The organism is Oceanispirochaeta sp. M1 (assembly GCF_003346715.1).
In the GTDB taxonomy this organism is placed as follows: domain Bacteria; phylum Spirochaetota; class Spirochaetia; order DSM-2461; family DSM-2461; genus Oceanispirochaeta.
In genome coordinates, this window is record NZ_QQPQ01000005.1 from 119,080 (window position 1) to 144,923 (window position 25,844).

At 45.8% G+C, this 25,844-nt stretch carries 23 protein-coding genes; 4 read left to right on the forward strand and 19 right to left on the reverse strand.

Annotation, left to right across the window (positions count from 1 at the left end; genetic code table 11):
- Positions 1–31: 31 nt before the first annotated feature.
- The 8 genes from DV872_RS04705 to DV872_RS04740 form a co-directional block, all read right to left on the reverse strand.
- Positions 32–1,078, reverse strand: a complete 1,047-nt coding sequence (locus DV872_RS04705; protein WP_114628705.1) for a galactitol-1-phosphate 5-dehydrogenase — start codon at positions 1,076–1,078, stop codon at positions 32–34.
- A gap of 44 nt (positions 1,079–1,122) precedes the next feature.
- Positions 1,123–2,622 (reverse strand): FGGY-family carbohydrate kinase, encoded by a 1,500-nt coding sequence (locus DV872_RS04710; protein WP_158546835.1) that lies wholly within the window; start codon positions 2,620–2,622, stop codon positions 1,123–1,125.
- 117 nt (positions 2,623–2,739) lie between these two features.
- The gene (locus DV872_RS04715) at positions 2,740–3,759 is read right to left on the reverse strand and encodes a LacI family DNA-binding transcriptional regulator (protein WP_114628707.1); all 1,020 of its coding nucleotides are present in this window, start codon (positions 3,757–3,759) and stop codon (positions 2,740–2,742) included.
- A gap of 70 nt (positions 3,760–3,829) precedes the next feature.
- On the reverse strand, positions 3,830–4,663 hold the full coding sequence (locus DV872_RS04720) for a carbohydrate ABC transporter permease (RefSeq protein WP_114628708.1): 834 nt from the start codon (positions 4,661–4,663) through the stop codon (positions 3,830–3,832).
- Positions 4,660–5,559 carry a carbohydrate ABC transporter permease gene (locus tag DV872_RS04725; protein WP_199563426.1) on the reverse strand — a complete coding sequence of 300 codons (900 nt, stop codon included), beginning with the start codon at positions 5,557–5,559 and terminating at the stop codon, positions 4,660–4,662. The genes DV872_RS04720 and DV872_RS04725 overlap by 4 nt, the downstream gene beginning before the upstream one ends.
- Positions 5,560–5,619: 60 nt before the next feature.
- Positions 5,620–6,870 carry an ABC transporter substrate-binding protein gene (locus tag DV872_RS04730; protein WP_114628709.1) on the reverse strand — a complete coding sequence of 417 codons (1,251 nt, stop codon included), beginning with the start codon at positions 6,868–6,870 and terminating at the stop codon, positions 5,620–5,622.
- Between the two features lie 69 nt (positions 6,871–6,939).
- The gene (locus tag DV872_RS04735; RefSeq protein ID WP_114628710.1) at positions 6,940–8,265 is read right to left on the reverse strand and encodes an alpha-glucosidase/alpha-galactosidase; all 1,326 of its coding nucleotides are present in this window, start codon (positions 8,263–8,265) and stop codon (positions 6,940–6,942) included.
- Between the two features lie 181 nt (positions 8,266–8,446).
- Positions 8,447–9,517, reverse strand: a complete 1,071-nt coding sequence (locus DV872_RS04740; RefSeq protein ID WP_114628711.1) for a GntR family transcriptional regulator — start codon at positions 9,515–9,517, stop codon at positions 8,447–8,449.
- Between the two features lie 207 nt (positions 9,518–9,724).
- Here DV872_RS04740 and DV872_RS04745 point away from each other — a divergent pair, with 207 nt between their 5' ends.
- Positions 9,725–10,528 carry a DUF6675 family protein gene (locus DV872_RS04745; protein ID WP_147283098.1) on the forward strand — a complete coding sequence of 268 codons (804 nt, stop codon included), beginning with the start codon at positions 9,725–9,727 and terminating at the stop codon, positions 10,526–10,528.
- A 1-nt stretch (position 10,529) separates the two neighbouring features.
- On the opposite strand, the gene DV872_RS26485 is transcribed toward DV872_RS04745, so the two are convergent.
- Positions 10,530–10,754: a SlyX family protein gene (locus tag DV872_RS26485; RefSeq protein WP_158546836.1), complete on the reverse strand. Its 225-nt coding sequence runs from the start codon at positions 10,752–10,754 to the stop codon at positions 10,530–10,532.
- Positions 10,755–10,896: 142 nt separating this feature from the next.
- On the opposite strand from DV872_RS26485, the gene DV872_RS04755 reads away from it, so the two are divergent.
- Entirely contained in the window at positions 10,897–11,781 is an 885-nt protein-coding gene (locus DV872_RS04755; RefSeq protein WP_171832054.1) for an NAD(P)-dependent oxidoreductase, read from the forward strand.
- A 243-nt stretch (positions 11,782–12,024) separates the two neighbouring features.
- Positions 12,025–12,318, forward strand: a complete 294-nt coding sequence (locus DV872_RS04760) for a TIGR03905 family TSCPD domain-containing protein (protein ID WP_114628782.1) — start codon at positions 12,025–12,027, stop codon at positions 12,316–12,318.
- Here DV872_RS04760 and DV872_RS04765 read toward each other — a convergent pair.
- The 4 genes from DV872_RS04765 to DV872_RS04780 all read right to left on the reverse strand — a co-directional run bounded on the left by DV872_RS04765 (position 12,288) and on the right by DV872_RS04780 (position 16,213).
- On the reverse strand, positions 12,288–13,160 hold the full coding sequence (locus tag DV872_RS04765; RefSeq protein WP_114628714.1) for a xanthine dehydrogenase family protein subunit M: 873 nt from the start codon (positions 13,158–13,160) through the stop codon (positions 12,288–12,290). The genes DV872_RS04760 and DV872_RS04765 overlap by 31 nt on opposite strands.
- Positions 13,154–13,633 carry a (2Fe-2S)-binding protein gene (locus DV872_RS04770; RefSeq protein WP_114628715.1) on the reverse strand — a complete coding sequence of 160 codons (480 nt, stop codon included), beginning with the start codon at positions 13,631–13,633 and terminating at the stop codon, positions 13,154–13,156. Before DV872_RS04770 ends, DV872_RS04765 begins: the two co-directional genes overlap by 7 nt.
- Positions 13,620–15,758 carry a xanthine dehydrogenase family protein molybdopterin-binding subunit gene (locus DV872_RS04775; protein WP_114628716.1) on the reverse strand — a complete coding sequence of 713 codons (2,139 nt, stop codon included), beginning with the start codon at positions 15,756–15,758 and terminating at the stop codon, positions 13,620–13,622. The genes DV872_RS04770 and DV872_RS04775 overlap by 14 nt, the downstream gene beginning before the upstream one ends.
- A gap of 269 nt (positions 15,759–16,027) precedes the next feature.
- Positions 16,028–16,213: a histone-like protein gene (locus tag DV872_RS04780; protein ID WP_114628717.1), complete on the reverse strand. Its 186-nt coding sequence runs from the start codon at positions 16,211–16,213 to the stop codon at positions 16,028–16,030.
- Between the two features lie 151 nt (positions 16,214–16,364).
- Here DV872_RS04780 and DV872_RS04785 point away from each other — a divergent pair, with 151 nt between their 5' ends.
- Entirely contained in the window at positions 16,365–17,561 is a 1,197-nt protein-coding gene (locus DV872_RS04785; protein WP_158546837.1) for a DUF4105 domain-containing protein, read from the forward strand.
- Here DV872_RS04785 and DV872_RS04790 read toward each other — a convergent pair.
- From DV872_RS04790 to DV872_RS04815, 6 genes are all read right to left on the reverse strand, one after another.
- Positions 17,511–20,468 carry an insulinase family protein gene (locus tag DV872_RS04790; protein WP_114628719.1) on the reverse strand — a complete coding sequence of 986 codons (2,958 nt, stop codon included), beginning with the start codon at positions 20,466–20,468 and terminating at the stop codon, positions 17,511–17,513. The two genes, DV872_RS04785 and DV872_RS04790, sit on opposite strands and share 51 nt — an antisense overlap.
- Before the next feature lie 124 nt (positions 20,469–20,592).
- Positions 20,593–21,051, reverse strand: coding sequence for a rhodanese-like domain-containing protein (locus DV872_RS04795; RefSeq protein ID WP_114628720.1), 459 nt, complete (start codon positions 21,049–21,051; stop codon positions 20,593–20,595).
- A 104-nt stretch (positions 21,052–21,155) separates the two neighbouring features.
- A complete protein-coding gene (gene rpsU / locus DV872_RS04800; RefSeq protein ID WP_114628721.1) occupies positions 21,156–21,362 on the reverse strand; it encodes a 30S ribosomal protein S21 in 207 nt (68 codons plus the stop codon).
- A gap of 22 nt (positions 21,363–21,384) precedes the next feature.
- Positions 21,385–22,344, reverse strand: a complete 960-nt coding sequence (locus DV872_RS04805) for a M23 family metallopeptidase (protein ID WP_114628722.1) — start codon at positions 22,342–22,344, stop codon at positions 21,385–21,387.
- Positions 22,341–24,464 (reverse strand): single-stranded-DNA-specific exonuclease RecJ, encoded by a 2,124-nt coding sequence (recJ, locus tag DV872_RS04810; RefSeq protein WP_114628723.1) that lies wholly within the window; start codon positions 24,462–24,464, stop codon positions 22,341–22,343. Before recJ ends, DV872_RS04805 begins: the two co-directional genes overlap by 4 nt.
- Positions 24,454–25,761, reverse strand: a complete 1,308-nt coding sequence (locus DV872_RS04815; protein ID WP_114628724.1) for a thymidine phosphorylase — start codon at positions 25,759–25,761, stop codon at positions 24,454–24,456. Before DV872_RS04815 ends, recJ begins: the two co-directional genes overlap by 11 nt.
- Positions 25,762–25,844 lie beyond the last annotated feature (83 nt).

Here is a 25,844-nt window from a genome sequence, read left to right on the forward strand (position 1 = left end):
CGGTCAGCCTATCGGGGTAACCGCATAATTTCTATTTTTCGCAATCGAAAAGGATCTTTCCTTTCACGGCTCCCGGAACCAGTAGATCAGCAACTGCCGAAGCGGCCTGACTCAAGGGAATCTTCCGGTCAATCAGTTGGTCTGTTTTAACCATATCCTTGCTGAAAAGGTAGTTGGCCATTTCCCACTCCCATCCGGGGAAGGGTGCAGAGTAATTCATCCAGCTTCCTGTAACGATCAGTTCTTTACGGTTGATCCATTCAAATTCATCAGGCTGCATGGTCACGGGTTTATGGGGAGTTCCCACATACATAACAGTTCCCTTGGGAGCCGCAAGTTCCAGACAGAGTATCTCGGTGATGGGAACGCCGCCGGTTTCAAGACAGACTTCGTATCCATTGCCATCGGTAAAGGCCATGGCCTCATCTTTGAACCCTTCTTCCAGAGTGTTGAGGCAGAGGTCTGCACCAAGCTCTTTAGCCAGTTCAAGACGGCTGTTGTCGATATCAAATACTGTTATCTTACGGGCACCCATGGCACGGACACACTGCAGGGCAAGGAGACCGATGGTTCCCATACCTGTAATGGCAACATCTTTGCCGCCTTCGAAGTTCATAATATTGAGGGCATGAAGGGCTACAGTGATAGGCTCAAAAAAGGCTCCTTCCGTGTAGCTGACAGAATCGGGAAGAACTACTGCATTTTCCCAGGGCATGACCACATATTCCGCCCAGCCACCCTGAATACGGGAGCCGATAAACTTATAGCCCTTGGAGAGGGAGTAATTACCTTTCTGACTCTGAGGATCTTTCATATCGGGAATAAGGGGAACACAGGAGATGCGGTCTCCCACTTTACGCTGTGTGACGCCTTCACCAACTGCTGTGATTTCACCGGAAAACTCATGTCCCAGTACGATGGGGTAAAAATGGGCTCCGCTGTGAATGGTTCTGGGAATATCAGAACCGCATAGTCCCGATTCTTTAACCTTCACAAGGACTTCCCCCGCACCGGCTGTGGGTGTTTCCCAGTCCTCATATCTGATGTCGTTATCGCCGTATAATACTGCTGCTTTCATATGATCTCCTTCCTGCGGCCAGGCCGCTGCACCCATATCAGGGATTATTTTTGAAATTTGTCTCTTATATCATCCAGTTCTTTATATACAGGCCCTACGGCCTCATACAGATTAATAAATGCCTTTGACAGAGCGTTGTAGTAATCTGATTTTTCCTTATCGGGAAAGTGTGCGGCTCTGACTGACTGCACAGCAAGAGCGGAATCAAAATCGGGATAAAGGCCGATTCCCACGCCGGTCATAATGGCGGTTCCCAGGGGAGCCACATCCATTTCGCCGGGAAGAATAATGTCCTTGATCAGGATATCACTGAAGATCTGTGTCCAGATCGGGCTGTTGGCACAACCGCCGGTCATTACGATCTCTTCGATGGAATAGCCCTTCTCCTCCATCATACGGAAGACATTTCTGACACCCATGGCGATCCCTTCCATGATCATGCGAATCATAGCCTTACGGCTTGTGTCGGGATTCATTCCAAAGGCGGCGGCTCTGGAGTGGGGGTCCCAGAGAGGGGCTCTCTGTCCAACCATATAGGGGAGATAGAGGAGTACATCATCAAGATAGCCGGCTTCTTCGGCTAAACGGTCAATTTCTTCAAAATTCTCTTCTTCGATCAGCGCCTTGAACCAGCGCAGACCGGCTCCGCCGTAATCCACACCGCCGTTCACAAGATAGAGTCCCGGTACGGCATGATGATAGTTCAGCATACTGGGGTCTGAGGGGACCGAAGCCATACAGGCACCTGCATTGGTGGCCGTACCGGCAGAGATATAGGCCTGACCGTCATGACGGAGTCCCAGTCCCAGGGTGGCGGCTACATTGTCCATGGCTCCTGCAATTACGGGAGTCCCTTCCTTGAGTCCTGTGGCTGCGGCTGCGGCGGCAGTAATGCCTCCGACAACATCGGTACAGGCATATATTTCAGGAAGTTTGGATTTATCGATACCGCTTGCCTGGATCAGTTCATCCGACCACTGTCCTGTTCTGATATCACAGAGCTGGGACATTCCGGCTTCCGAGAGGTCCATGCTCATCTTGTCTGTCAGGCGATAGACAAGGTAGCTGTTGCAGTGAAGGAAAGCAGCAGTCTTTTCATATACTTCAGGTTCATTGTTTTTCATCCAGAGCACCTTGGGTGCAAAGTTGGAAGGGTCTGAATCGTTGGAGTTTATTTTTTTTTGAAGATCTCCATATGTGCCTCTGATCCAGTCAGATTCTTTCTGGGCACGGCGGTCAAGCCAGAGGAGACCGTTCCGGAGAGCTTTGCCTTCCTTATCCATGGGAAGAGCCATGCTGGACATGGCGTCCACACCAAGACCGGCAATTTCTGCAGGATCAATGCCTGATTCTTTAAGGATTTGTTCAGTTGTGGAGATCAACGCCTTCCACCAGTCTTCCGGGTCCTGTTCGGCCCATCCCTGTTTGGGATAAACAGTGGGGTATTCAGCCCTGGCAGAAGCAACCACTTTCATCTTTTCATCAAATAAAACAGTTTTTGTACTGGTGGTTCCGAGGTCCACAGATAAAATATATTTTGACATTCTAAACTCTCTCCCTTCAAATGTCCGTTTTGTAAATACTTCGAACATAAGAGTCGTGTGTTTTAGAACACTAGAATATCTTAGATATATTTATTTGTCAATTCTAAAAGTTGCCCATCAGATAGCCCGGCAACTTTCCCGAATAATTAATTCAGGATTAAATATAAGCTTTCGTGGATAGGGATTGTCATGTTTCAGAAGTTGAAGCATCATTTCAGCAGCCTCAAATCCCAGACGGGGAGGATTCAGATTAATTGTTGACATGGCGGGCTGAGAAATTTTGGAAATATAGGTATTGTCATGAGCCAGAAGAGAGAGATCACCGGGAATAGAGAGATTAAGCTTTCTGGCAGCATTAATAACACTCACTCCCATGAGTTCATTTGATGCAAACACGGCACTGGGCCTGTTTTCAGAATCCAGAATTGGTAAAATTAACTCTTCCGCCTTTTGAATTGCCGTAAAATGATCCGGATCAGCCAACTCCACTATTATAGCATTCTTCCGGGGTAATCCGGCTTCTTCCATTCTTCTGAGAAAAACCTTCTCTTTGACATCAAAGGAATTACTACCCAGGAGACCCCGGATAAAAGCAATTTTTTTATGATTCAAAGAGAGGAGATAATCCATAGCAATCTCCATTCCTCTCTTCTGATCAACCATTACCAGATTAGAATCATCCCGGTCAGGATTTCCATTGACAAGTACAACAGGTATAGATTTATTCAGGTCTCCATACACTCCCATATTCTCTTCTTTGCTGTTTACATCCACCATAATAAGACCATCAACACCGGAATCAAGATAGCGGTTGAGAATATCACGTTCACTCTGTCCACGGTTTATAGCGCTGGAAAAATAACAAAGATAGTCTGCCTCTCTCATCCGTATTTCCAATGTATTCATAATAGAACTGAAATAAGGATTTTCCATATAGGGGACAACCACCCCGATTCGGTTGGAAGTACCCTTTATCAGACCCCTGGCCGTGAGATTCGGACGGTAATCGAGGCGGGCTATGGTATCTTCCACATGGAGACGAGTCTTCTCTTTCACCGGATGATTATTCAAAACTCTCGAGACTGTAGCAATGGAGACACCGGCTTCCCGGGCGACATCTTCCAGTTTTATTTTCAAAAGAAACTCCTGTAGAAATCAGAGCCAGTGTATCACATGATGATATCTGACTCCATAATCTGATTTAAAACTACCCTTTTACGGCACTATCCACCATTCCCTGTATAAAAAATCTCTGTAGAAAAAGAAACATAAGTGCCACAGGCAATACAGCAATGATGGCAGAGGCTGCGGCGGCTCCCAGATTGGATGAGGACTGTGCGAAAAAGGAGGAGACAGCCAAAGTTACAACCTTCATCTTTGGAGACTGCAGAAGGAAAAGGGAAAACTGATAATCGTTCCAGATAGCCACACCTGTCAGGATAACAACGGTGGCAGTTACCGGCTTCAGCAGTGGGAGAATGATCTTATAAAAAATGGAAAACTTACTGCATCCGTCAATCAGGGCCGCTTCATCCAGCTCCCCCGGAATTGTGCGGATAAAATTGGTATAAAGAAAAATACTTATGGGCAGCTGAAAAGTCACCAGAACCACAATGATACCCCAATAGCTGCTCACGGCTCCCATACGGGTCATGATAGTGACCAGGGGGACGAGCATACTCAGGGGAGGAACCATCATGACAGCCAGAACAAACTGAAGGATTCTGTCATTGAAACGGGATCGGTTTCTAGCCAGAGGATAGGCCGCCATCCCCCCGATAAGAACGATCACAGTGATACTGAGGACCGTTATGATCAGACTGTTCTGGATGGCCAGGAATATTTTTGCCTTTTCTGCCGCAAAAATGAAATTATCAAGATACAGCTTAGTGGGAATCATCCATCGTGATGAGAGATCGGTCTTTGGTTTGAAGGCCACATTAATAGATATGTACAAAGGAATAAAATGAAATAGACCGATGAGGATAGTCAGAATTCCCCATAAAATCTTTGATGAAAGTGTTTTTTTACCTGCAATCATAGGATCACCTCCTGTCTGGCGGATAACTTCTGAATAATGAGAGTAAACACCAGAATCATGACAAAGAGAAGAATACCCATGGTAGCCGAATATCCGGCCGACTGAGATCTGAAATAGGTATAGTCAATCAATGTGGACAGGGAATGGGAAGCATAGCCGGGACCGCCGTTGGTCATGGCCTTGATGGCATCAAATAGCTTGAGTCCCCCGATCAGGTTCAATGTCACTGATGTAATAAAGGCGGGTCTCAGCAAGGGCATTGTTATATGCTTAAACTGTTTCACAGGGCTGGCACCGTCTATCTGACTGGCCTCATAATACATGGTCGGTATAGTCTGGAGTCCCGCCAGATAAATAACCATGGAGACACCGCAGAACTGAACAGTATTCACAAAGACGATAAGAGATATGGCCCGGCGCCCCTTAGCCAGCCAGTCCAGAGGATCCATTCCCACAAGAGCCAGGACATCATTGAGAGCCCCATAGCGGTACTGAAACATGAAGTACCACATATAACCCATAATAACGGGAGCGATAAGAACCGGAAGATAGATAAAGGTCCGTGCAAAATTCCTTCCGAATATCATCTTATTCAAAAGAAGAGCATAGAGCAGACCGAGGATCTGCTGGAACAAAGTACTGCCGAATCCATAGATCATGGTATTCCAGGATGCAGTGTACATATTTTTATCCTGGATTAGATAGATGAAATTCTTAAACCCCACATAGTCATAACTCTGGGAGAATCCATTCCAGTTGGTAAAGGCGATTCTGATCCCCTCCAGAAAAGGATATACGATAAAGACAGTAAAAAGCAGTACCGCCGGAATGTACATGAAATTGGTAAAGTGTGGATGCTTAGATAAGGCTCTGGCTTTATTCTGAATCAGATTCATTCATCATTTCCTTGAAATTGTTATTACCGGGAGATACAGGCTCCCCCGGTAAAGAATAGGTTATTTATACATCCTGGTGAAGTCTTCCTTCATTTTGGCTGCAGCGTCTTCGGTACTCATGTCACCCGAAAGTATTCCAGCTCCGGTAGAGCACATGGTGTCCCACATCCCGCTGGGGAGAAAGGCTCTGTCAAAGTAGGGAAAGGCGGAAGCATCGGCCCATTTAATATAGTCAGCCTTCAGTTTACCCGTATCGCTTTCCGCATCGATCAGGCCGGCAGGGATTCCATTTGATCCCGCAATTTTAGCCGCATTTTCGGCAATTGCCAGAAAGTCCAGGAATGTTTTACAGGCTTCTGCATTGGGAGTATCTTTCCAGATTCCGACAGTGCTTCGTTCACCGGAAATCAGACTGGGAGAATCACCTTCATAATAGGCGGGAACGGGGAAGAATCCCAGATCGGCCTTGGGATTAAAGGTCCAGGCTTCTGCCAGAACATAATTTCCAAGGAAGGTGAAAGCTGCATCACCCACGGCAAGGGCTCTTGCCGAATCACTGTAGGTGGATGTCAGGTTATCGACATTAAGGTAACCATTTTCATTCATTTCCTTCATCAGACCAGCCAGGATTTCCCATTTATCCGTATCAAAGCTTCCGTTGACCAGTTCATCACCACTGTAATTATTGGGGTCGGTAACATAGACCGCAGGAGCAGCCCAGTCAAAGAAGTTACCTACAGTCCAGGAATCTTTTCCACCGATATGAACAGGAGTAACACCCATGGCCTTGACCTTGTCCATGGCGGCATATAGATCTTTCCATGTTTTTAAATCTTCCACTTTTACTCCGGCATCAGCCAGAATTGTCTTATTATATGCCACACCGGCCATGTCTACATCGACAGGAAGAACATAAATATGTCCCTGATCATCAGTGACAACAGGTTTGATTGCGGGATGAAGCCTGGAGACCCACTCCTGATCTTCCAGAGGCATCAGGTATTCGCTGTAGCGGAGTACAGACCATCCATGAGTAGACCACATATCGGGCAGATCATTGGTGGCCATTTTGGACTTCATAAGTGCTTCATAGTCGGAAGTACCGGAGATCAGGTCAATTTTGATACTTGGATTGGCACTGTGGAAATCTGCAATCACTTCTTCAAAGGCCGCCGTTACGGCTTCGGTGGACTGAAAGTTCAGCATCAGAGTGAGAGTAGTTGCCTCTGAATCCTGCTGTCCTGCAGCAAATACGGTGCTTCCTGCCATCAGGCAAAGAGCAATAAGCAAACTTGTTTTCAATATCTTCATAGAAACTCCTTTTTCCGGTTAAACCGGATTATCTTCACCGGGTCGAAATATACCCGGTAGAATACTTAATTACTGATACTCAGGCATCCAGGGCCTATGAGCATCGAAGAGCTCGTCACAGAGATCAATGATTTTCTCCGGTGGCAGCTCCGCAGATGTATGAGGGTCCAGAAGAGCAGCCTGGTACACTGTCTCCTTTTTCCGGGTAAGAGCGGCTTCAATTGTTGTGAGGTGAACATTTATATTGCTCTGATTCAGGGCAGCACACTGTACAGGAAGTGCTCCCGATTCTACCGGCTGGATACCGTTTCCATCGATAAGACAGGGGACTTCGACAACTGCTTCAGCGGGAAGATTTGTAATATAATTCTTTTTGTTCAGAACATTCCCATGAATACATATGGCCTGGTCTGTAAGAACGGCATTCATTATGTCGGCCCCATATTCTGAGGTTTTCAGATGCTCAGGGGTTTTGCCGCTCAGGAGTTCACTCCTTCGTTCATTCCATTCTTCAATCTGAGTGATACAACGCCGTGGATATTCATCCAGAGGAATGTTGAAATCTTCAATAAACTCGGGGGATCCGGATCTGATCCAGTATGGAGTATATTCGCTGAAATGCTCTGAGGATTCTGTGATGTAATATCCGAAATATTTCATCATCTCAAATCGGATCATATCGTCATGGGTCTCATCCCTGTTTTTCTTCTCAGCCCTTGCTTTTATTTCAGGATAAAGATCTTTACTGCCATCCCGGATATCCAGAAGCCAGGCCATGTGATTGATCCCGGCGATCTTCCATCTGAGGTCATTTGCCTTCATACCCAACTCCTCAAGGAGATGAGAGGCACAGACCTGTACGGAATGACAGAGTCCCACAGTTTGAATTGTTGAAACTTTCTGTACAGCACCGGTGACGATACTCATGGGATTGGTATAATTCAGCAGTAATGCATCAGGGCAGACTTCTTCCATGTCACGGACAAAATCCAGCATAACAGGGATGGTTCTGAGTCCTCTGAAAATCCCACCGATGCCTATGGTGTCGGCAATTGTCTGACGGAGACCATATTTCCGTGGAATCTCAAAGTCGGCAATTGTAGCAGGATCATAACCGCCGACCTGTATGGCATTAAAGACAAAATCAGCCTGTGCCAGTGCTTCCTTTCTTTTAGCTTCCCCCAAATAAGTACGGACAGATGCCCTCCCATCATTGAGGCTGCGGTTCAAGGATTCGATAAGTATTCCTGATTCTTCAAGACGCTGTGCATTAATATCATAAAGGGAGATTTCGGCATCTTTCAGACTTTCAAACAAGAGAGCATCCCCAATCACATTTTTTACAAAGATTGTGCTGCCTGCTCCCATAAATGTTATTTTTGTTCTTTTATTCATATATTTTTCTCTTACTGTAATATTTCTGTAAACGTTTTAAGGTATTTTACATACCATTTAAAAATCTGTCAACATAAAGAATTTCAATGAGTATATAATCAATAGAACTCTGGATTGGAAATCAGGAAAAAGAGCTGTATAAACTTAAATATTTTATTTACGTGAAAGGAAATAGTATAAATCAGGTCTTGCGGCGAATAAATTCGGTGGCAACGATCTTCTGAAGGGGATTTTCTTTTTTTCCGGCCATATGCAAGACCATCTCCACAGCCTGACGGCCCATCTCTTCCAGATTTTGTTTTACAGTTGTCAGGGGAAAATAGATCGTTGTTTTATCTGTCATATCACCATAGCCGATAAGCTGTACGTCACGTCCGGGAAGAAGTCCATTCTCAGTCAGAGCACCGACAACACCGATGGCTTCATAATCATTGGCGCAGAAAATAGCGGCGGGGGCAGAATGTTCCTGCAGAAATGCAGAGACTGATTGATACCCTGAATAGGCGTCAAAGTCAGTATCCAGGAAAAAGAGAGACTCCCCTTCCTTCCATCCTGCTTCGGCGGAAGCTTTCTTAATCCCGGACAGCTTGAGATTGGCATTGTATTGATAATCCCGGCCCTTGAGGACCAGCAGAGAGCTGCAGTTCTTCTCCTGAGCAAGATAGCGTACAACTTCAGCGGTAGAGTGCTCATAATCATTAATAACAGCACAGGCACCGTCAAGCTGCCATTCAATAGTAACAAAGGGAATTTGCCTGGCGGCCCGCAAACAGGCGGTACGTACCGAGTCAAAGGCCTCTTCAATAAAGATGACCCCGTCCTGGCACTTAACAGCCTCTTCCAGGTCCTCTATGGTTTTCCAGTCCCACACCAGTTTATCAGTATTGAGACTGTGCATTTTAATTTCAATGGATTTTTCGGCCAGGGCTTCATAGATTCCATTCAGGATTTCCATAAAAAAGGAGAGCCTGGTTGATGGAAGAAAGATGTGTATGGCCTTGAGTCCGCTGTCCTCTCTGGGAGAGATAAAACTCCCCTTTCCCGGGAGGCTGTAGATCAGACCCTCATTTTTGAGTTCATTAAGAACACGCTGGGCAGTTGCCAGGGAGACTCCGGTAATAGATACAATTTCCCTGGCTGATGGAATAGGATCATTATCGGCGATATCGCCTCTGGTTATGCTTTCCCGCAGCTGTCTGACGATCTGCTGGTAGGGTGGAATGCTGATACTTCTGTCTACTTCCAGTTTCATGACCTGATCCCCGGGCGCTTTGAGCCCTGATTCAACATTTGTTGCTTCAATAATAATAAATTGTGTTCTAAAACACCAAATTAGATCATCCCGGAATAAATGTCAAATCTTATAACAAAGTGTGCCTAAGTTGTGATTTATGTGATTTTTTGGATTAACTAAGATTTTTTCCGGGAAATCCTTTTAATTATTAGTTATATTGTGGACATGAAAAGAACGATCTCAATACTTTTAACACTAATGATACTGGCCGTACTGCCCCTTTCCGCGGACAGTGATCTTTTATCCTTCGATGAGCTGACATCATTCCTCAGCCGTGACGATAAAACAACTCTCCTCAATGACGGAGAACTGACCCGTTTCCATTTTTCTACATTTGACCCCCTCCTCCTGCCTCCTGTGGACCTGAGTGATGATCTGAGAAAAAAAACCCTGGAAAATGATCTGAATATGGGAATAGAAGGTCTATTCCTGTTCAAAGATTTTGATGTTGATGCCTATAATGCAGATCCTGAAAAAGTAAAACTGAAACTCTATAATATACTGCGATCCGTAAGCACTCTTGAAGGGACACAGTACTATTCTGCATCCCGTGGCGAAATGCGCGATCTTTTTGTGGAATCCTGGATGATTCCCGATCTGAAATCTAAAAATAAAATGATGGATGACCCCATTGTCAGCACCATTCCTGCGAGTGACAGCATCTTTATCCATCAAAAAGATAAGAGTTTCGGTAAACATGAGTCTGAGATGGAGTATATCTATGACTCCCCGGTAATCTGGTCTGTCATTATCAACCAGACTCCCATGTACTATAAGGGATTTTTGAAAGCAATAAATCCGGAGAAGATGCAGATCCACCTTCTAGCCATGCCGACGGATGAGGGACTATTGTTTTATGGAATAACAGCAGCGGATACATTAAATATAAAAGCCTTCAGAGAGAAGGCGAACAACTCATTCTATAACAGGGTCAAAGCCCTGTATGCCTGGTATATTTCGAATCTCTAAATCAATAATGGGGAGGCCGTTCCTCAGAAGCATCAGCTGAGGCACGGTTCATCTTCCTCTCATCCATATCCTTAAGTTTATCTTCAAGGCTTGCTATTTTAAGCTGCATTATCTCTATAAGACGATCTTTCTTCATAAGCTGAAGACTCATCTGCTGTATACTGTCCTCAAGATACATTATCCGGCTGTCCAGATTGATCATCTTGTCATCATGCTCGTTATCCATCTGACACTCCTTAAGATAATTACGGCAAAACCAATCCAATATTAGCGCCGTCTCAGGCTTATCATATTGAATTAGCTGATAATCTCCAATAGTATAAATATTGATTAGTTCTATTTTTAAAAAATTACAGCCGGAGGAATAAATGAATATAAAGAATATCGCCTGGATTGGTACAGGAGTCATGGGACGTTCCATGTGTCTTCACCTTATGGATAAGGGTTATGAAATATCTGTCTATAACAGAACAAAATCCAAGGCAGACGATCTAATTGCCGCAGGGGCAAAGTGGTGTGATTCACCGGGAGAGGCTGCATCAGGTGCAGATGTTATTTTTACAATTGTAGGATATCCGAAGGATGTGGAAACCGTCATTCTCGGTGAAAACGGAGTCCTTGATAATGCAAAAAAGGGTGCTGTCATTGTAGATATGACCACCAGCGAACCTTCACTGGCTGTTAAAATTGCAGAGAAAGCTGCTGCCGTGAACGTAGGTTCAATTGATGCACCCGTCTCAGGCGGAGATCTGGGAGCCAGAAACGGAACCCTGGCTATCATGTGCGGCGGGGATAAGAATGTATTTGATACGGTCCTTCCCCTGATGGAAGCCTTCGGAAAAAATATAAAACTTATGGGTGCCGCCGGAGCCGGTCAGCATACAAAGATGTGCAACCAGATTCTGATTGCCACAAATATGATCGGTGTTGTTGAATCACTGCTTTACGGGCATAAGGCCGGAATGGATATGAATGAGATCATTGATGTTATCGGAAGCGGTGCAGCTGCATCCTGGTCCATAAACAATCTTGGACGCCGTATTGCCGATGGAAATTTTGATCCCGGTTTCTTTATCAAGCATTTTGTCAAAGATATGGGGATAGCACTCAAAGAAGCTCAGGCCATGAATCTCTCTCTACCCGGTCTTGCCATGGCCAACCAGTTCTATACTGCTGCCATGGCTCAGGGTCTCCAAGACATGGGAACTCAGGGGCTCTACAAGGTCTTTGAAGGCATGAACAGTCCCGGGTAGCATGGGCGAGCAGCAAGCGCAGCTTGTGACCAGCCCCCGGCAGCATGGGCGAGCAGCAAGCGCAGCTTGTGACCAGCCCCCGGCAGCATGGGCGAGCAGCAAGCGCAGCTTGTGACCAGCCCTGCCTGACAGAACAGATATTTGAAAAGATTTACCATATGACATATTTCTCTGTTGATCCTGTATGGTCTTGGTGATTATTATAACGCCAATATAAAAAGTAATGAGGAAAATATAATAATTATGGAAAAAATCGAGTATACCCCGGAAGGGACCTGCTCCAAGAAAATCAGTATCGTCCTTGAGGACGATCGGGTAACATCGCTTGATTTTAAAATGGGCTGTCCCGGCAACCTGCAGGCTGTTAAAGCCCTGGTTGAAGGGATGAAGAGAGAAGATGTCATAGCCAGACTGAAAGGGATCAACTGCTATGGAAAAGGGACATCCTGTCCCGACCAGCTGGCAATTGCCCTTTCAGGACAGGATGCAAAGGATGCTCAGAAAGATCAGGACACTGACGAATCAGAAGCCTGCTGAATAAAGGCATCCAATAACTTGAGGGCCGTACGTTTCCGATAGAAGGCAGTTGAACGCTGATCATCTATGGGCCGGACGGCCTTTTCAAATTCAAGGCGCACATCTTTCCACACAGAACCCAGTTCATCCAGGCTGACACCCTTTAGTTTATCTTCGGCATCCTTTAGACGGACAACAGTGGCTGCAACGGCACCCAGGGCCATACGGATATCCTTTAAACGGCCGTCTTCACACTCCGCCCAGAAACAGACAGAGAGCTTGGAAAGGGCGTTGGCCTTTCTTGTTCCGACTTTTCTATAACTCAGGATACCCTGCTTTTCTTTCTTAATAAAATCGAGAGGGATACGGACTGATTCAATCAGTTCATTATCTTTCAAATCTGTCTTACCGGGACCCGTAATAAAATCCCGTATAGACACAATCCGGCTGCCATTCTGAGAAATCAGATTCACTTCCGCATCCATAATCAAAAGAGGAGGGATGGAATCGGCAGCTGGAGAAGCATTCTGAATATTGCCCGCAAGTGTCGCCAGGTTCCTCAGTGAGGGAGCGGCAATTTCATCCAGAGCCAGGGCCAGACAGCGGGGGATTCTTTCATCCTCGATAACAGAGTTGAGAGGCAGAGCTCCGCCGATACAAAGATATCCCTCTTCTTCTCTTATATAGTGCAGATCTTTCAGCTGCTGCACTGACATTACAGATCCGGGAATATTTGCAGGAAGACTGCTCCAGTTCTCATATCGGACCATAAGATCTGTTCCACCCGCCAGAGGTATAGCATGATGCTCGGCTCTTAAAACAAGGGCTTCATCCACTGATTCAGGATAATAAAAATCTACCATAGTCCATCCCCTCTTTCTGAGGCCATTTTAACTGCATCCACAATCTGATCATAACCGGTACAACGGCAGAGGTTTCCGGAGATTCCTTTGCGAATGGCCTGTTCATCGGGTTTAGGATTCTGTCTGAGGAGAGCCTCTGAAGCCATAACCATACCGGGTGTACAAAAACCGCACTGAACAGCTCCTGCATCGGCAAAGGCTTCGACAATACACTTACCCCGCTCATTCTCTTTGAGACCTTCAATAGTCATCACTTCCTTTCCCTGTATGGTTCCCATGGCGACAACACAGCTGTTAACCAGTTTACCGTCCAGAAGAATACTGCAGGCACCGCATTCACCCTCTCCGCAGCCTTCTTTTGCTCCAGGCATCTCATAGTCTTCCCGCAGAACATCCAACAGCCGGCGAAGAGGATCACCGTCGTAAATTTTATTCTCTCCGTTTACCGTAAACTCTATTTTATTGTCCTTCATCTGTCAGCTCCATCAGGGTTTCCGGTAATACCGGGACCTCGTCAATTATTGCATCTACCGCCTGAGAAACAGCCGCTCCGAAAGCGGGAGCTGCTCCGTCAAACACCATCTCTCCGGCCCCTTTGGCACCGAAAGCTCCGTATTCAAAAGGATTATCCACAATATCACTCTGTGTGGAGGGAAAATCCATACTGGTTGGAATCATATAATCGGCCATGGTCGCCTGTTTAAAGCGGCCGTCAACACATTCAAGTTTTTCCAGGTGACTGTATCCCAGGGCTTGCACCATTCCGCCGATAATCTGTCCTTCAACAATCTGGCGGTCAATGGGAACACCCACTTCATAGACACCCCAGATCCCCTTTGTGTCAACTTCGCAGGTCAGAGGATCTACTTCAACCTCTACAATATTCACACCCCAGCTGTAGGCGGGATAGGCATCACCCTTGAGGGCATCCTGATCCCACTCAACCATACCTTCGGGCGGAGAATAATCCTGAGTGATTGACTGTGCCTCACCGGAGACCCACTCCTCCTTCAGCCTCTCTGCTGCTTTCTGCACCAGAAAACCGACCACAGAAATAGAACGGGAGGCAACGGTTGGTCCGGAGTCAGGAACAATGGATGTATCAGGGCCGACATAATCAACCTGCTCCAGGGGGATATCCAGAGATTTAGCTGCTACTTTACAGAAAGTTGTGCTCAGCCCCTGGCCCATCTCCACATTGGAAGCATAGATAAAGACCTGATCACTCTCATCCTTCTTCAGATAAATCCGGGCCTTGATAAGGTCTCTCTCACCGTTTCCGGTAAAACCGCATCCATGGAGGAAGTAGGAAAATCCGATCCCTTTACCCGGAACATTCTTATACTCTTCAAATTTTTCTTTATATCCTGACATCTCGAGAGCCCGTTTTGTCATCTCAGGAAGCATGACCTTTTCATGAACCACTCCGTCGGTGATTGTCGGGGATCCCTGTTTCAGCAGGTAGGGCTGTCTGAACTCAAGAGGATTTACTGCCAATTCATAGGCCAGATAGTTCATATGAGACTCAATGGCGAAAACCGCCTGGGGTGCACCGAATCCCCTGAATGCATCAGAAGGAACCTTGTTTGTGCAGTAAGCTCTTCCACAGACTTTCACATTGGGAAAATTGTAAACATTGGAAATCGTAAAAACGGCTCGTGCAAGTACAACGGCTGAGCAGCTTGAAAAAGCACCTCCATCAAGACGCAGATCAATATCATGGGCCAGGATTTTTCCTTTTTTATCAACTGCCGTTCTGATATTAACTGACGAGGGATGCCTTTTAATGGAATAGGCAAGATCCTCCTTTCTGTCCAGAACCAGTTTAATGGGTTTTCTTATCTTATAGACAGCCACTGCCAGTGGACCCGCCAGAACATCAGGAAAGTGTTCTTTCCCTCCGAAGGCGCCCCCCGTGGTACTTTGAATAATCCTGATTTTCTCAGGCTCCATCCCCAGGGCACCTACCAGGGATTTCCGGATATAGAAGGGACACTGCGCCGAAGCATGAAGTACAAAGGAATCATCCTCCCAGTATGCGAACATACTCTGGGGTTCCATATAAACATGTTCCTGATACCCGGTGTAGTACTCTTTTTCAAGAATCCGGTGAGCCTTTTCAAAGGGAACTTCAATATTTCCGTGATGGATATCATAGCGGGTATAAACATTGTCATCCTCATGCTGTGCTCCACCCACAAGAGTCATTGAATCCTCAAGAGTATAACAGGGAGTATCCTCTTTATATTCAATCTTAATCTGAGAATGAAGCTCAAGAACCTTCGCCTTGTCCGGACCGATTACCAGATAGACAATCTGTCCTAAATAACGGACATCCTTATCTGCAAAGACAGGCCAGTCCTCAATTATCATATGAAGGTTGTTTTTTCCGGGAATATCATCGGCACCGATGATGAAATAATCCTCCGGCAGATCAGGAAGTATTCTCGAAATTATTTGTCCTCTCGCGATGGAAGAGTAATAACATTTTGCATGAAGGGGAGAATGGAGAAACTGGTCCGACAGATATTCGGTGACTCCCGAAGCCTTTGCAACGGCATCTTTTCTACGTACTGTGGTACTTATTGAATGAGACATTATTGTAACTCCCGCGGTTCAAGGCCGGGTACAGCCCTGTTTATATTTAAATTATCCGGCGGGGTTATTTATTTGTCTACAAGGAATAGTAAAGGTCATACCTCAGGTCGGGCATGATTCTTAGCTTTTCTCTTGTTTTCCAGTGCTGTGACAGTGGATGATAAAGTACGGCCCTGCCTCTGGCTTGAGCAGATTTAGTCCAAAAAAAGTCCAAAAAAAAGCTGCCCCGGAAAAGGGCAGCATTTAATTGATTCTAAGAGAAACTTTTCTTAGAAATCTTTTTCTTGAACTGTTTTTCTTTTATCGTTTTTTGCATTTTCGATTGCAGCGTCACACATTTCTCTGATTTTGTCTGACAGTACATCAATTACTTTTGCGGAACATTTAAGATCCCCATTACCTTTGATGTAGTTCTTAACCTTTGATGATACCACCAGGGTTTCTTTTTCAGCCATAAAATCGCTCCTTATGCCAATTTGTTGATGCCTATTCTATCACGTTTTTACAAATCAATTAAATAGAATTTTGCAAAACGCTGGATAAAATAGGGTCCTTGGAATAATATTATACCGTTGTAAGGCCCATTTTATGCCTCGGAGGTTCGATTTGAGACGTTTTTCACTCATTCTGCTGTTTCTACTTACTATGCTGCTCCCCCTTGCAGGAGAAGAAAAAATGAACTGCTATCTACTGACAGTTGGTCCCGGTGAGGCTCTATATTCATGGTTCGGCCATACGGGGATTATCATTGAAGAGGGAGATGAAAGCCGTTTTTACGACTTCGGAAACTTTTCATTTGAATCGGAAAGCTTCTATAAAAACTTTGCCATGGGCCGGCTTATCTATCTGAAGATCGGAGTCTCCGGAAATGCCTACCTGAACTTCATAGTACGTGAAAACCGGGATGTAACTGTTCAGCAGCTCAATATACCCCAGGATAAAATCAGGGAGATGAGAGACAACCTGGAAAAAAATACACTCCCTGAAAATAATACCTATCTTTACCACCATTACCGGGATAACTGTTCGACAAGGCCCAGAGATATAATCAACAAGGCCCTGGACGGACAGCTAAAGACTGTCAGCAGTATCCCTTCCGGCGAAAGCTATCGTACAATGTTCAGAAGCCGGACAAGCCATAGTTTTTTCCCGGACTGGCTCCTCTCTATGCTTCAGGGACGAAGCATAGATGAAGGGATTACCTACTGGGATACAATGTTCCTTCCTGATGAGCTTATGAGGCAGCTGGATGAACTGACCGTTGATTTAGATGGAGTAACAGAGAGTGTTGTTTTAGAGAAAGCTGTGATTGCAGAGTCCAGCTCTCCGAGAGTAATACCTGATAAGGTACCTTCAAACGGATTCGAGGCACTCTTCTTCGGCCTTGCTGCAGGAGTTCTGTTTCTTATTCTGCAGTGGATGAGCGGGTCATCCTCACGGGCTGCTGTAATAAGCGGAAAAATAAGCTTTACCGTAATAATGACGGCAGTTTCACTGTTTGGACTGCTTTTCTACTTTATCACATTCTTCACAGATCATGATGTAGCCCGGCAGAATATCAATATTCTGCTGATACACCCTTTTTATATTATTCCTGCGGTCTCACTTATAAGAAACCGGATGAAAAACTTCTTTATTTTCTGGAAAGTTCAGCAGGTCCTCTGGCTGCTGATGCTGATTATCAATCTGATATTCTGGCATCAGGAAAACCTTCGGACCGCCGTCTTTTTTGAACTTATTATTCTTATTAATTTACTGGGGCAGTACCACCCTGTTTTCCTTAAATCCGGGAAAAGCAGCTGATGCCGAATCCAGCTTATCCGGATGTGCCATAACTGTGACTGCATCTTCATCCCATCGGGATAAGAGAATTTTACCGGAGTTGCGGATCTCTGCAGGACTGCAGTTCATAAGACTGTCCCGTTTATCCTGGCGCAGCTTGTCATTGATATCATAGAGATAACGTTTTAGTACGATCATGCTCTTTTCTGAGGGGCAGAGTGGTTTCATCTCCTTACCGACTACTGAAATAAGAGCTTTTTCCAACTCTTCCTCATCACTGAACTCAAGATATTCCTCAATACTCTCCTTAAAAGCATCAAGAGACTTCTCTATTTCGGGGTCCCTGTATGTCGCAAATGAGAATATTCTGTCCAGGCCGGAGAGATGACTGAAAGCACCGTAGGCACCACCCTTCATCCTGATTTTCTCCCAGAGGGGACCGGTTTTTAAAAGATGACTGAGAAGAGAATCTGAGGCATGCTCTTTATCCGCCAGAGAGCTTCCTCTCACAGCCTTGCCGACAAACCCCACTGATGTGGAAATGCTGAGCCCTTCGGCAATGGTTAGATCCGGAGCTCCTGAAGGCATTTCAATATCATCTGCCAGAGCAGAACTGATGGGACCTGAAACAGGAGATACAGGAAGTTTTTCCATCCAGAATTCAATCATACTCTCTCTGTGAGCATCCACAGCCTTATCATCCATTGTGAGACTGACAGTCAGATTACTGCTGCAGAATATTCTGGATCTCAGTTCATTCATCAGAGCGGAGAGTTCGGGGAGTCTTTCCTTATGGCTGAGCAGTTTTTCGAGAAACTGAATCTGACTGATGCCGAACATCTGATCTTCAAGCATGGCAGAACTGCTGAAACGGCTGCAGCCCCGTATGAGGACATAAGAGTGTCCTCCCGGAACCAGAGATGATTTCAGATCATTCCAGAGTTCAACCAATATCTGCTCCATACGGACAAGGTTGTCAAAATCGGCATTGAGGAGAAGTGATGAAGCCAGATCGAGGGCCTCCTGTCTCTGTCCTTCAAGCATCTTCAGACGGATGTAGAGAAAAACTTCGGGCTTTTCATCAGAGGCATCCCCTACTTTATGACCAGCTTCAAGATTAGCGCCAAAACCGCCTGTTTTAAGGGCGAGTTCACGGGTCACAACATCATAGGAGATTCCCGGCAGCCCGCATCCGGCCAGAAGTTTGGAAAACAGGGGAAGATAGGGATAATACCTGGAATCCAGATCCTTGAGCGAAAAAGCCATATCGTTATAGAGGATGCCGTTAGTAAATACCCCCTGCCCCAGAACAGTTCCCTGAGAGCTGGAAAGTTTTTCAAATGGAAGATTTTTAACTTTAACCGGGATATCCGATTTATGAAGAAAGGGAACCTCTCCCGTATCTTCCATATTCTGAAAGGCTTCAAGAGCCTTGTTCTTCTCTTCCATTGCCTTGGTATCATCTTTGGAGTAAGAGCTTTGCAGAGCATCCAGTTCGTCCCGGAGTGCCTTTTCCTGACGGCTTTGGCTCTGTGTGTCGGGACGGACAGTTACGAGGGACCAGTGACTGTTTTCAAGAATCCATTCCTTCAGAATCGACTCAAAATAGGCAGGTTTTTCAGATAGCTTTCTGATCTCCTCCATCACAGGAGCAAAACGGATGGATTGCTCAGGGTTAAAACCATAGTTCCAGCCTTTAAGCACCTTTCTCAACAGCCTCATTCCAAAGGGACCGCCCCCCTTGATCTCCCGCTCACGGAATTCCACAAGACGCAGGCAGCTCTCTTTCAGGTCTTCATCAAAACCCTTCTCTGCAAGATCACTGAGAGTTTTAAAGACAAGCTCCTTCAGGGCTTCCGCATTATCAGGATCAGTTCCACGGAGGGCTACTGTAAAAACGCCTTCATTCAGATCATAATCAACACCGCTCACAGGGGACAGATCATCACCCAGACCGGATTCAAGGAGTGCCTTGTAAAGAGGAGCTCCTGCATTTCCGATAAGCATCTCTGTCAGTATGGACATACTCTGCTGACGTACCGGATCACCATGACCGAAGATCTTCCAGTTCATGCTGATGGTACTTTTCCCCTCGGTACTGTCCCCTTCTCCCAGAGGCCATGTTTCCTCAAGGACCCTCGGGCTCTCCCAGGACTTCTGAAAAGCAACATCCGATGCTATTTCCTTCCTGCTGAACTCCTTAAGAAAACGGTCTTCAATAAAGTTCAGAGTCTTTTCAGAAGGTATATTCCCATAGAGAAAAATACGGCAATTGGAGGGGTGATACCAGCGGCTGTGAAAATCAACAAAGTCTTCATAACTGAGTGTGTGAATAAAGTCAGGATCTCCTCCTGAATCCACACTGTATGTGTTATCCGGAAAAAGGGACCTGATGGACCACTCAGAGGCGATTCCCTCTTGTGAAGAGTAATTTCCCTTCATCTCATTATAGACAATACCTGTTCTGACAAGCCTGCCCTGATCATCCAGTTCCAGGCGATGCCCCTCCTGACGGAAGACCTCTTCCTTAAGCTGAGGAAAGAATACAGCATCACCATAGACATCCATCAGATTGAAAAAATCCTTTTCCAGAACGCTGGCTGCAGGATATAGAGTCTTGTCCGGATAGGTCATGGCATTGAGAAAAGTATTTACACTCCCTTTCATCATCGAAAGAAAGGGATCTTTTACGGGGAAGTTTCTGGAACCGCATAAAACAGAATGCTCCAGAATATGGGCCACACCGCTGCTGTCTGAAGGGGGTGTACGGAAGTTAAAGGAGAAAACATTCTCCTCATCATCATTATGGACATGATAGATCTCACATCCGGTGACTTTATGTTTATAGAAATAACCTTTGCCTCTGTACTCATCCAGTTCATCCACAGAAAGCAGTTCGAAGGCAGAGGGATACTTGTGTTCTGACATTAATGTCTCCTATCTTGTTCCCGGGCATAAGGCCGAAGGGAATAGTACAAATATAATAATCTTTAAAGAGTGAGGACAGCATTAATTTTAAGGAGGCTCCCGGATGAAGGAAACAGTATTAAGTTCAGGCGGGAGAGGAGCTGCTGGAATCTTCTGATTTTTTGTCATTTCCCCCGCTCTTCCCTCGGCTTACGGGTCCTCTCCATTTGAAGATAGGCCCGAAACTGGTCACATTGAAATAACCCGCATCACTGAGAATAGCCGCCGCCCGGGAGGACTGCAGAGGAGAACGGCCGTAAACGACCATATTGGTAAAAAGTTTATCTGTAGGTAGAAAAGTACCGAGCAGACCATAGGGAACATTTATGGCTGTGGGAATATGACCCTTCCGGTATTCAGCTTCAGAGCGGACATCGATGAGATAATACTCATACTGATCCTGACTTATAAGTTTCTGTAATGTGCTGTTTAAAGAAAGGTTTTTTTGCTGTTCTCTATTCCGACGCATTCTATACACTCCGGCCAGAGTGGATAAACCAGCAATTCCAAGGACGATTATTATATACTGCAGCCACTGAATCATGGGCACATTCTAACATGGAAAGACAGCTAGGAAAAGAGAGTAACACCAATGAAAAAAAGAGGCTGATTCAAATAAATGAAACAGCCTCATAATTTTTTAAGTGATTATCTCCGGGTAGTCTCAGTTTTTCTGAGTTTCTTAGCCTGTTTTCTGATCATGGCTTTTTTCTTCCGGTTTTTGATCGTGGAGGGTTTTTCGAAGTATTCACGTTTTTTCCATTCGCGGATAATTCCTTCTTTTTCCACCATACGCTTGAACCTTTTGATTGCCTTTTCTAGGGGCTCGTCATCACTAATTCTTATGTTGGCGATATTAAATCACCTCCCTTGTTCTTTAGGATCGTTCTTTAGTATCGTTTATTATGGTCAATATTTCATCTTTGTCAATAAGGGGACGGGAAAGATATCTCTCCGGGTCAACAGGAATTGTGTTTACACGGAACTCCCAGTGTAGATGGGGTCCGGTCACCAGTCCTGTGCTCCCTACAGTACCCAGAAAATCACCCTGTGAAACCATATCTCCAAGCTTCACATTTACACTGTCCATATGATAATAGAGTGAATAAACCCCGGGCAGATGCTCCAGAACTACCGTATTTCCGGTTATAATTCTGTCTTCCACCATAACGACTGTTCCTTCCAGAGGAGTAAGGATCTCGGTACCCGTATCGGCGGCCATATCTATGCCGTTATGAAGGGAGGAGGCCTTTTCCCCTCCTGTATAAACATAAGTCCTTCTATCTCCATACCAGGAAGTCATTATGAATTCTTTAACAGGTGATAAAAATACACCTTTCGAGTGGACAGCAGCTTCAGAGCGTCTATTCAAAAGTGCCCATAAACGCCTGGCCTGATCCCTCCGTTCTTCAGAGTCATCAGTCCGAAGACTTGTCATCTCCTGATTCAGTGGTATATCTTCTGTTTTGAAATCTCGTGAACGGATAAGAACAGGACGTTCATAAACTGAAAGTCCCCCTGAGTTTCTGATTTCCGCTCTGAGTTTGTAATTGCCGGCTTTCAGATCTGAGTTCAGCCCCAATAAGCCGATATAACTGTTTCCGGGAACTTCTTCCATCTCAAAGTGAAGCCCCGGTGCATTCGAGCGGACAACCCCTTTCTCATCCTTGAGCATAAAAAGAATCTCATCTTCATCACTACCCTGATACACAACGGCCGTCAGAATATCCCCTGGAAAGGCATGAGGTGTTGAAAGGAGACTTTCCGCATTCAGATTGATGCTCAGGGAGCAGATAAAAAACAAGATCAGGATTCTGAGGATTATTCGCTTTTTCAATTTGCCGGCTCCATATCTAACACTGTAATCTGAAGGGTTTCCCTGTTCATATAACTGTTGCGGCTTACATGATACAGCAGATTGACCCTGTTGTCAGGATGCATGAATTCCTGAAATTTCTCTGCCGCATTCCAGTAGAGTGCAGGAAACTTACTGATTTCAGTACTCAATAAAAATTTTAAATGATTCTGCGGTTCCTTTCCTATCAATTCTGATTTTTCTATCAGAATATCCTTGCTGAAGAAGATCAATGGTCTGAATCCTTCACCGTATGGGCCCAGACGGCTCACCATATCCCAGAGTTCAGGTTTCAGATATTCAGCAGGGATCTCGGCATCAACCTGGGGAATATCTTCTGAGATTTCCGGCTTCCAACCCTTACAGTATTTCTTAAGCATCCGGAGAAATTCATTCTCCTTATCTCCTTCCATACTGAATCCCGCCGCACAGTCATGCCCGCCGTAATCCGTAAACAGTGCTGAGTGATACTTCAGAAGATCCTGAATAGGACAACCCCTGGGACTTCTGATAGAACCCGACAGACTGCCGTCTCCCTGGCGGGATAATATAAGTGAAGGTACAGAAAATGTATTCACCATTTTAGCAGCAAGAATTCCGGTTATTCCACGGGGAATTTCCTGGGAGCGGACTAGAGTCAGCTTATTATCCAGGTCTTCCATACTCTGCCGGCTCTCCTCGAGAGCAGACTCCCAGAGAGAGTCTCCCAGTTTTTTACGTTCCTGATTAAGATCATGAAGTTCATCTGCAAGGCTGGATCTTAAGGTCTCATCTTCGGTAATAAAGAGCTCAACAGCCTTATCGGCCTGCCCCATCCGTCCTGAAGAGTTTATCCAGGGGGAAATTGACCAGGAGATATCATGACTCTCCAGAGTCTTCCCTAAGAGACGCTGCCTTATAAACAACTCCCGCAGACCGGGCCTTACAGCCTTAGTCAGCAGGGGTACTCCCCGCTTTACTGCAATTCTGTTTTCATCAACCAGAGGCATCAGATCAGCCAGAGTTCCCAGAGCTACAAGATCCAGACAACGGTCATAGGACTCAAAGGATTTACTGTAACGCTTAAGCATCAGGCCGGAAAACAGATGGAGAAAAGCCTCCCCGTTATCCGGAACAGATTCACTGTATCTTGCCAGACGGCTTTTATCACGTAATGTTTGAAAATTCATTCCCTGGAGAGAGGGAAAATCCTGACAGATCTGAATTGCGATATCCGTAAGATGGAGATCCGCAGAGCTTCCGAAAAGCTGATCAAGGGCAGCCTTCTGTCCGGGTAGATCGTATGTAAAAAGAGGCCAGCCTCTGAGTGTTTCTGATAGTGCCTCCAGGGGAAGAGCCTCATTCAGGGAATAACTTTTTCTACCGGTCTCTACAAGATTGACATACTGGTAAATTTCCAGCTGCTCCTCTTCACTGTTTATATAGAAGAAACAGTATCCCTGGTTATAGAGTTCGGTACGGGCAAAACAGAGAGCCCAGATCAGTTTGGATACAACAGCACAGCCTGCCAGCCCCTCAAATGGATAATTATCCTCTTTCACCTTAGGGTTGATAATACACAGAGCATCGGGAAGTTCATCCCCCCGGGGATTATGATGATCAAGAACAATGACATCTATCCCTAACTCTCCTGCCAGACTGATCTCTTCAAAATCGGAGATTCCGCAGTCTACACAGAAGACAAGAGTACCGTCCCGGGAAGAAAAATCCCTGAGAACTTCGGGACTGAGACCGTAGGCATCCTCACCTGTGGGCACTTTCCACTCCGCCGTGATTCCGGCTTCCTTCAATGCTTCATACAGAAGGACGGTAGAGGTGATGCCGTCAACATCCCTGTCACCGCAGATAAGAACATGTTCCTCTTCCTCAGCAGCCGTATGAATACGGTCCACCACATCCACCATATGACGAAAGAGGAAGGGGTTATGCAGATAGCGCAGATCATCTTCACAGAAGAAGCGGCTTTCCTGAAGAGAAAAACCTCTCCGCAGCAGTATAGACGCCTGCAGCAGATCCATGCCGGTCCGCCCGGCCAGATCCCGCACCGGCTGATTATCGATAGCTTTTTTAGTCCATTTCATTATATTTTTATCAGGCTCCAAGTTCTTTAAGTATAAGGGAAGAGGATTTCAGCTCTTCCTGACTGATGGAAACGATGGATTCAAGGGATAAAAGGGCCTTCTCAGCATCCTTTTCATCTACAGCGAATATTTCACAGACTGTATCACCCTTTTTTACATCATCTCCCCGTTTTTTCAGAAAATGGATACCCGTATGAGGCTGAACCGGATCATCTGCCTTGTTTCGACCGACTCCCAGACCCAGAGCACACATACCCGTCTGAAAAGCATTTATTTCGCTGATATAACCGTCACTTGCAGCCCGGAATTCACCCTTAACAGGAGCTCTCCAGCTGCCGCAGCTTTTTATAAACCAATCCCAGTCAGCGCCTTGAGCTTCCATATTTTTTTTGAAAAAATCGGCACCTTCCCCGGAATCAATTTTTTTCTGACAGAGTACAAGGGCTTCTTCAGAATCTCTGCAGATCCCCGAGGCCATAAGCATCCGGGAACAGAGAGCCAATGTCACTTCCATCAGATCGGCAGCACCCTCTCCCTTAAGACAGTTCCAGGATTCTTCCACCTCGAGGAAATTCCCCACCATCCGACCGAGAGGTTCTTCCATGGCAGTTATCAGGGCGATGACTTTCCGCCCCATGCTCTCTCCGGTTCTGACCAGGGACTCTGCCAGGATTTCAGCCTGCTCCAGGGTTTTCATGAAGGCTCCGGACCCGCATTTCACATCAAACACAAGAGAATCCGCACCCTCCGCCAGTTTTTTACTTAAGATACTGGCAGTGATAAGGGGAATGGATTCCACCGTAGAGGTAACATCACGGAGTGCATACATCTTACGGTCCGCAGGGACAACCTCGGCAGTCTGCCCTATAACAGCATAACCTGCCACCCGGATTATACGCTTTAAATCATGCTCTGAGGCAGAGATATTATATCCTTTGACAGATTCCAGTTTATCAAGGGTCCCGCCGGTGTGGCCCAGAGCCCTTCCACTCATCATGGGAATCTGCGCCCCGCAGGCTGCAGCGAGAGGAGCCAGAATGAGAGATGTTTTATCCCCCACTCCACCGGTTGAATGTTTATCAACCAGGGGGCCTTTGAGATCACTGAGATCCATAACTTTTCCGGATTCCATCATCAGTCTGGTCAAAAGTCCTGTCTCTTCCGCATCCATACCCTGAAAATAGACTGCCATAAGCCAGGCAGAGGCCTGATAATCGGGAACGTCCCCCGAGACATAGCCATTGATAAAGAAACGGAGCTCCTCTTCCGACAACTTTCCGCCGTTACGTTTTTTCATAATGATATCTGCTGTTCGCATGACGACTCCCTTCCCTGATACATTTATCTGATGGGATTACTTCTTTGTATTATCCCGGCATTATCCCGATGAATTGTCTCTTA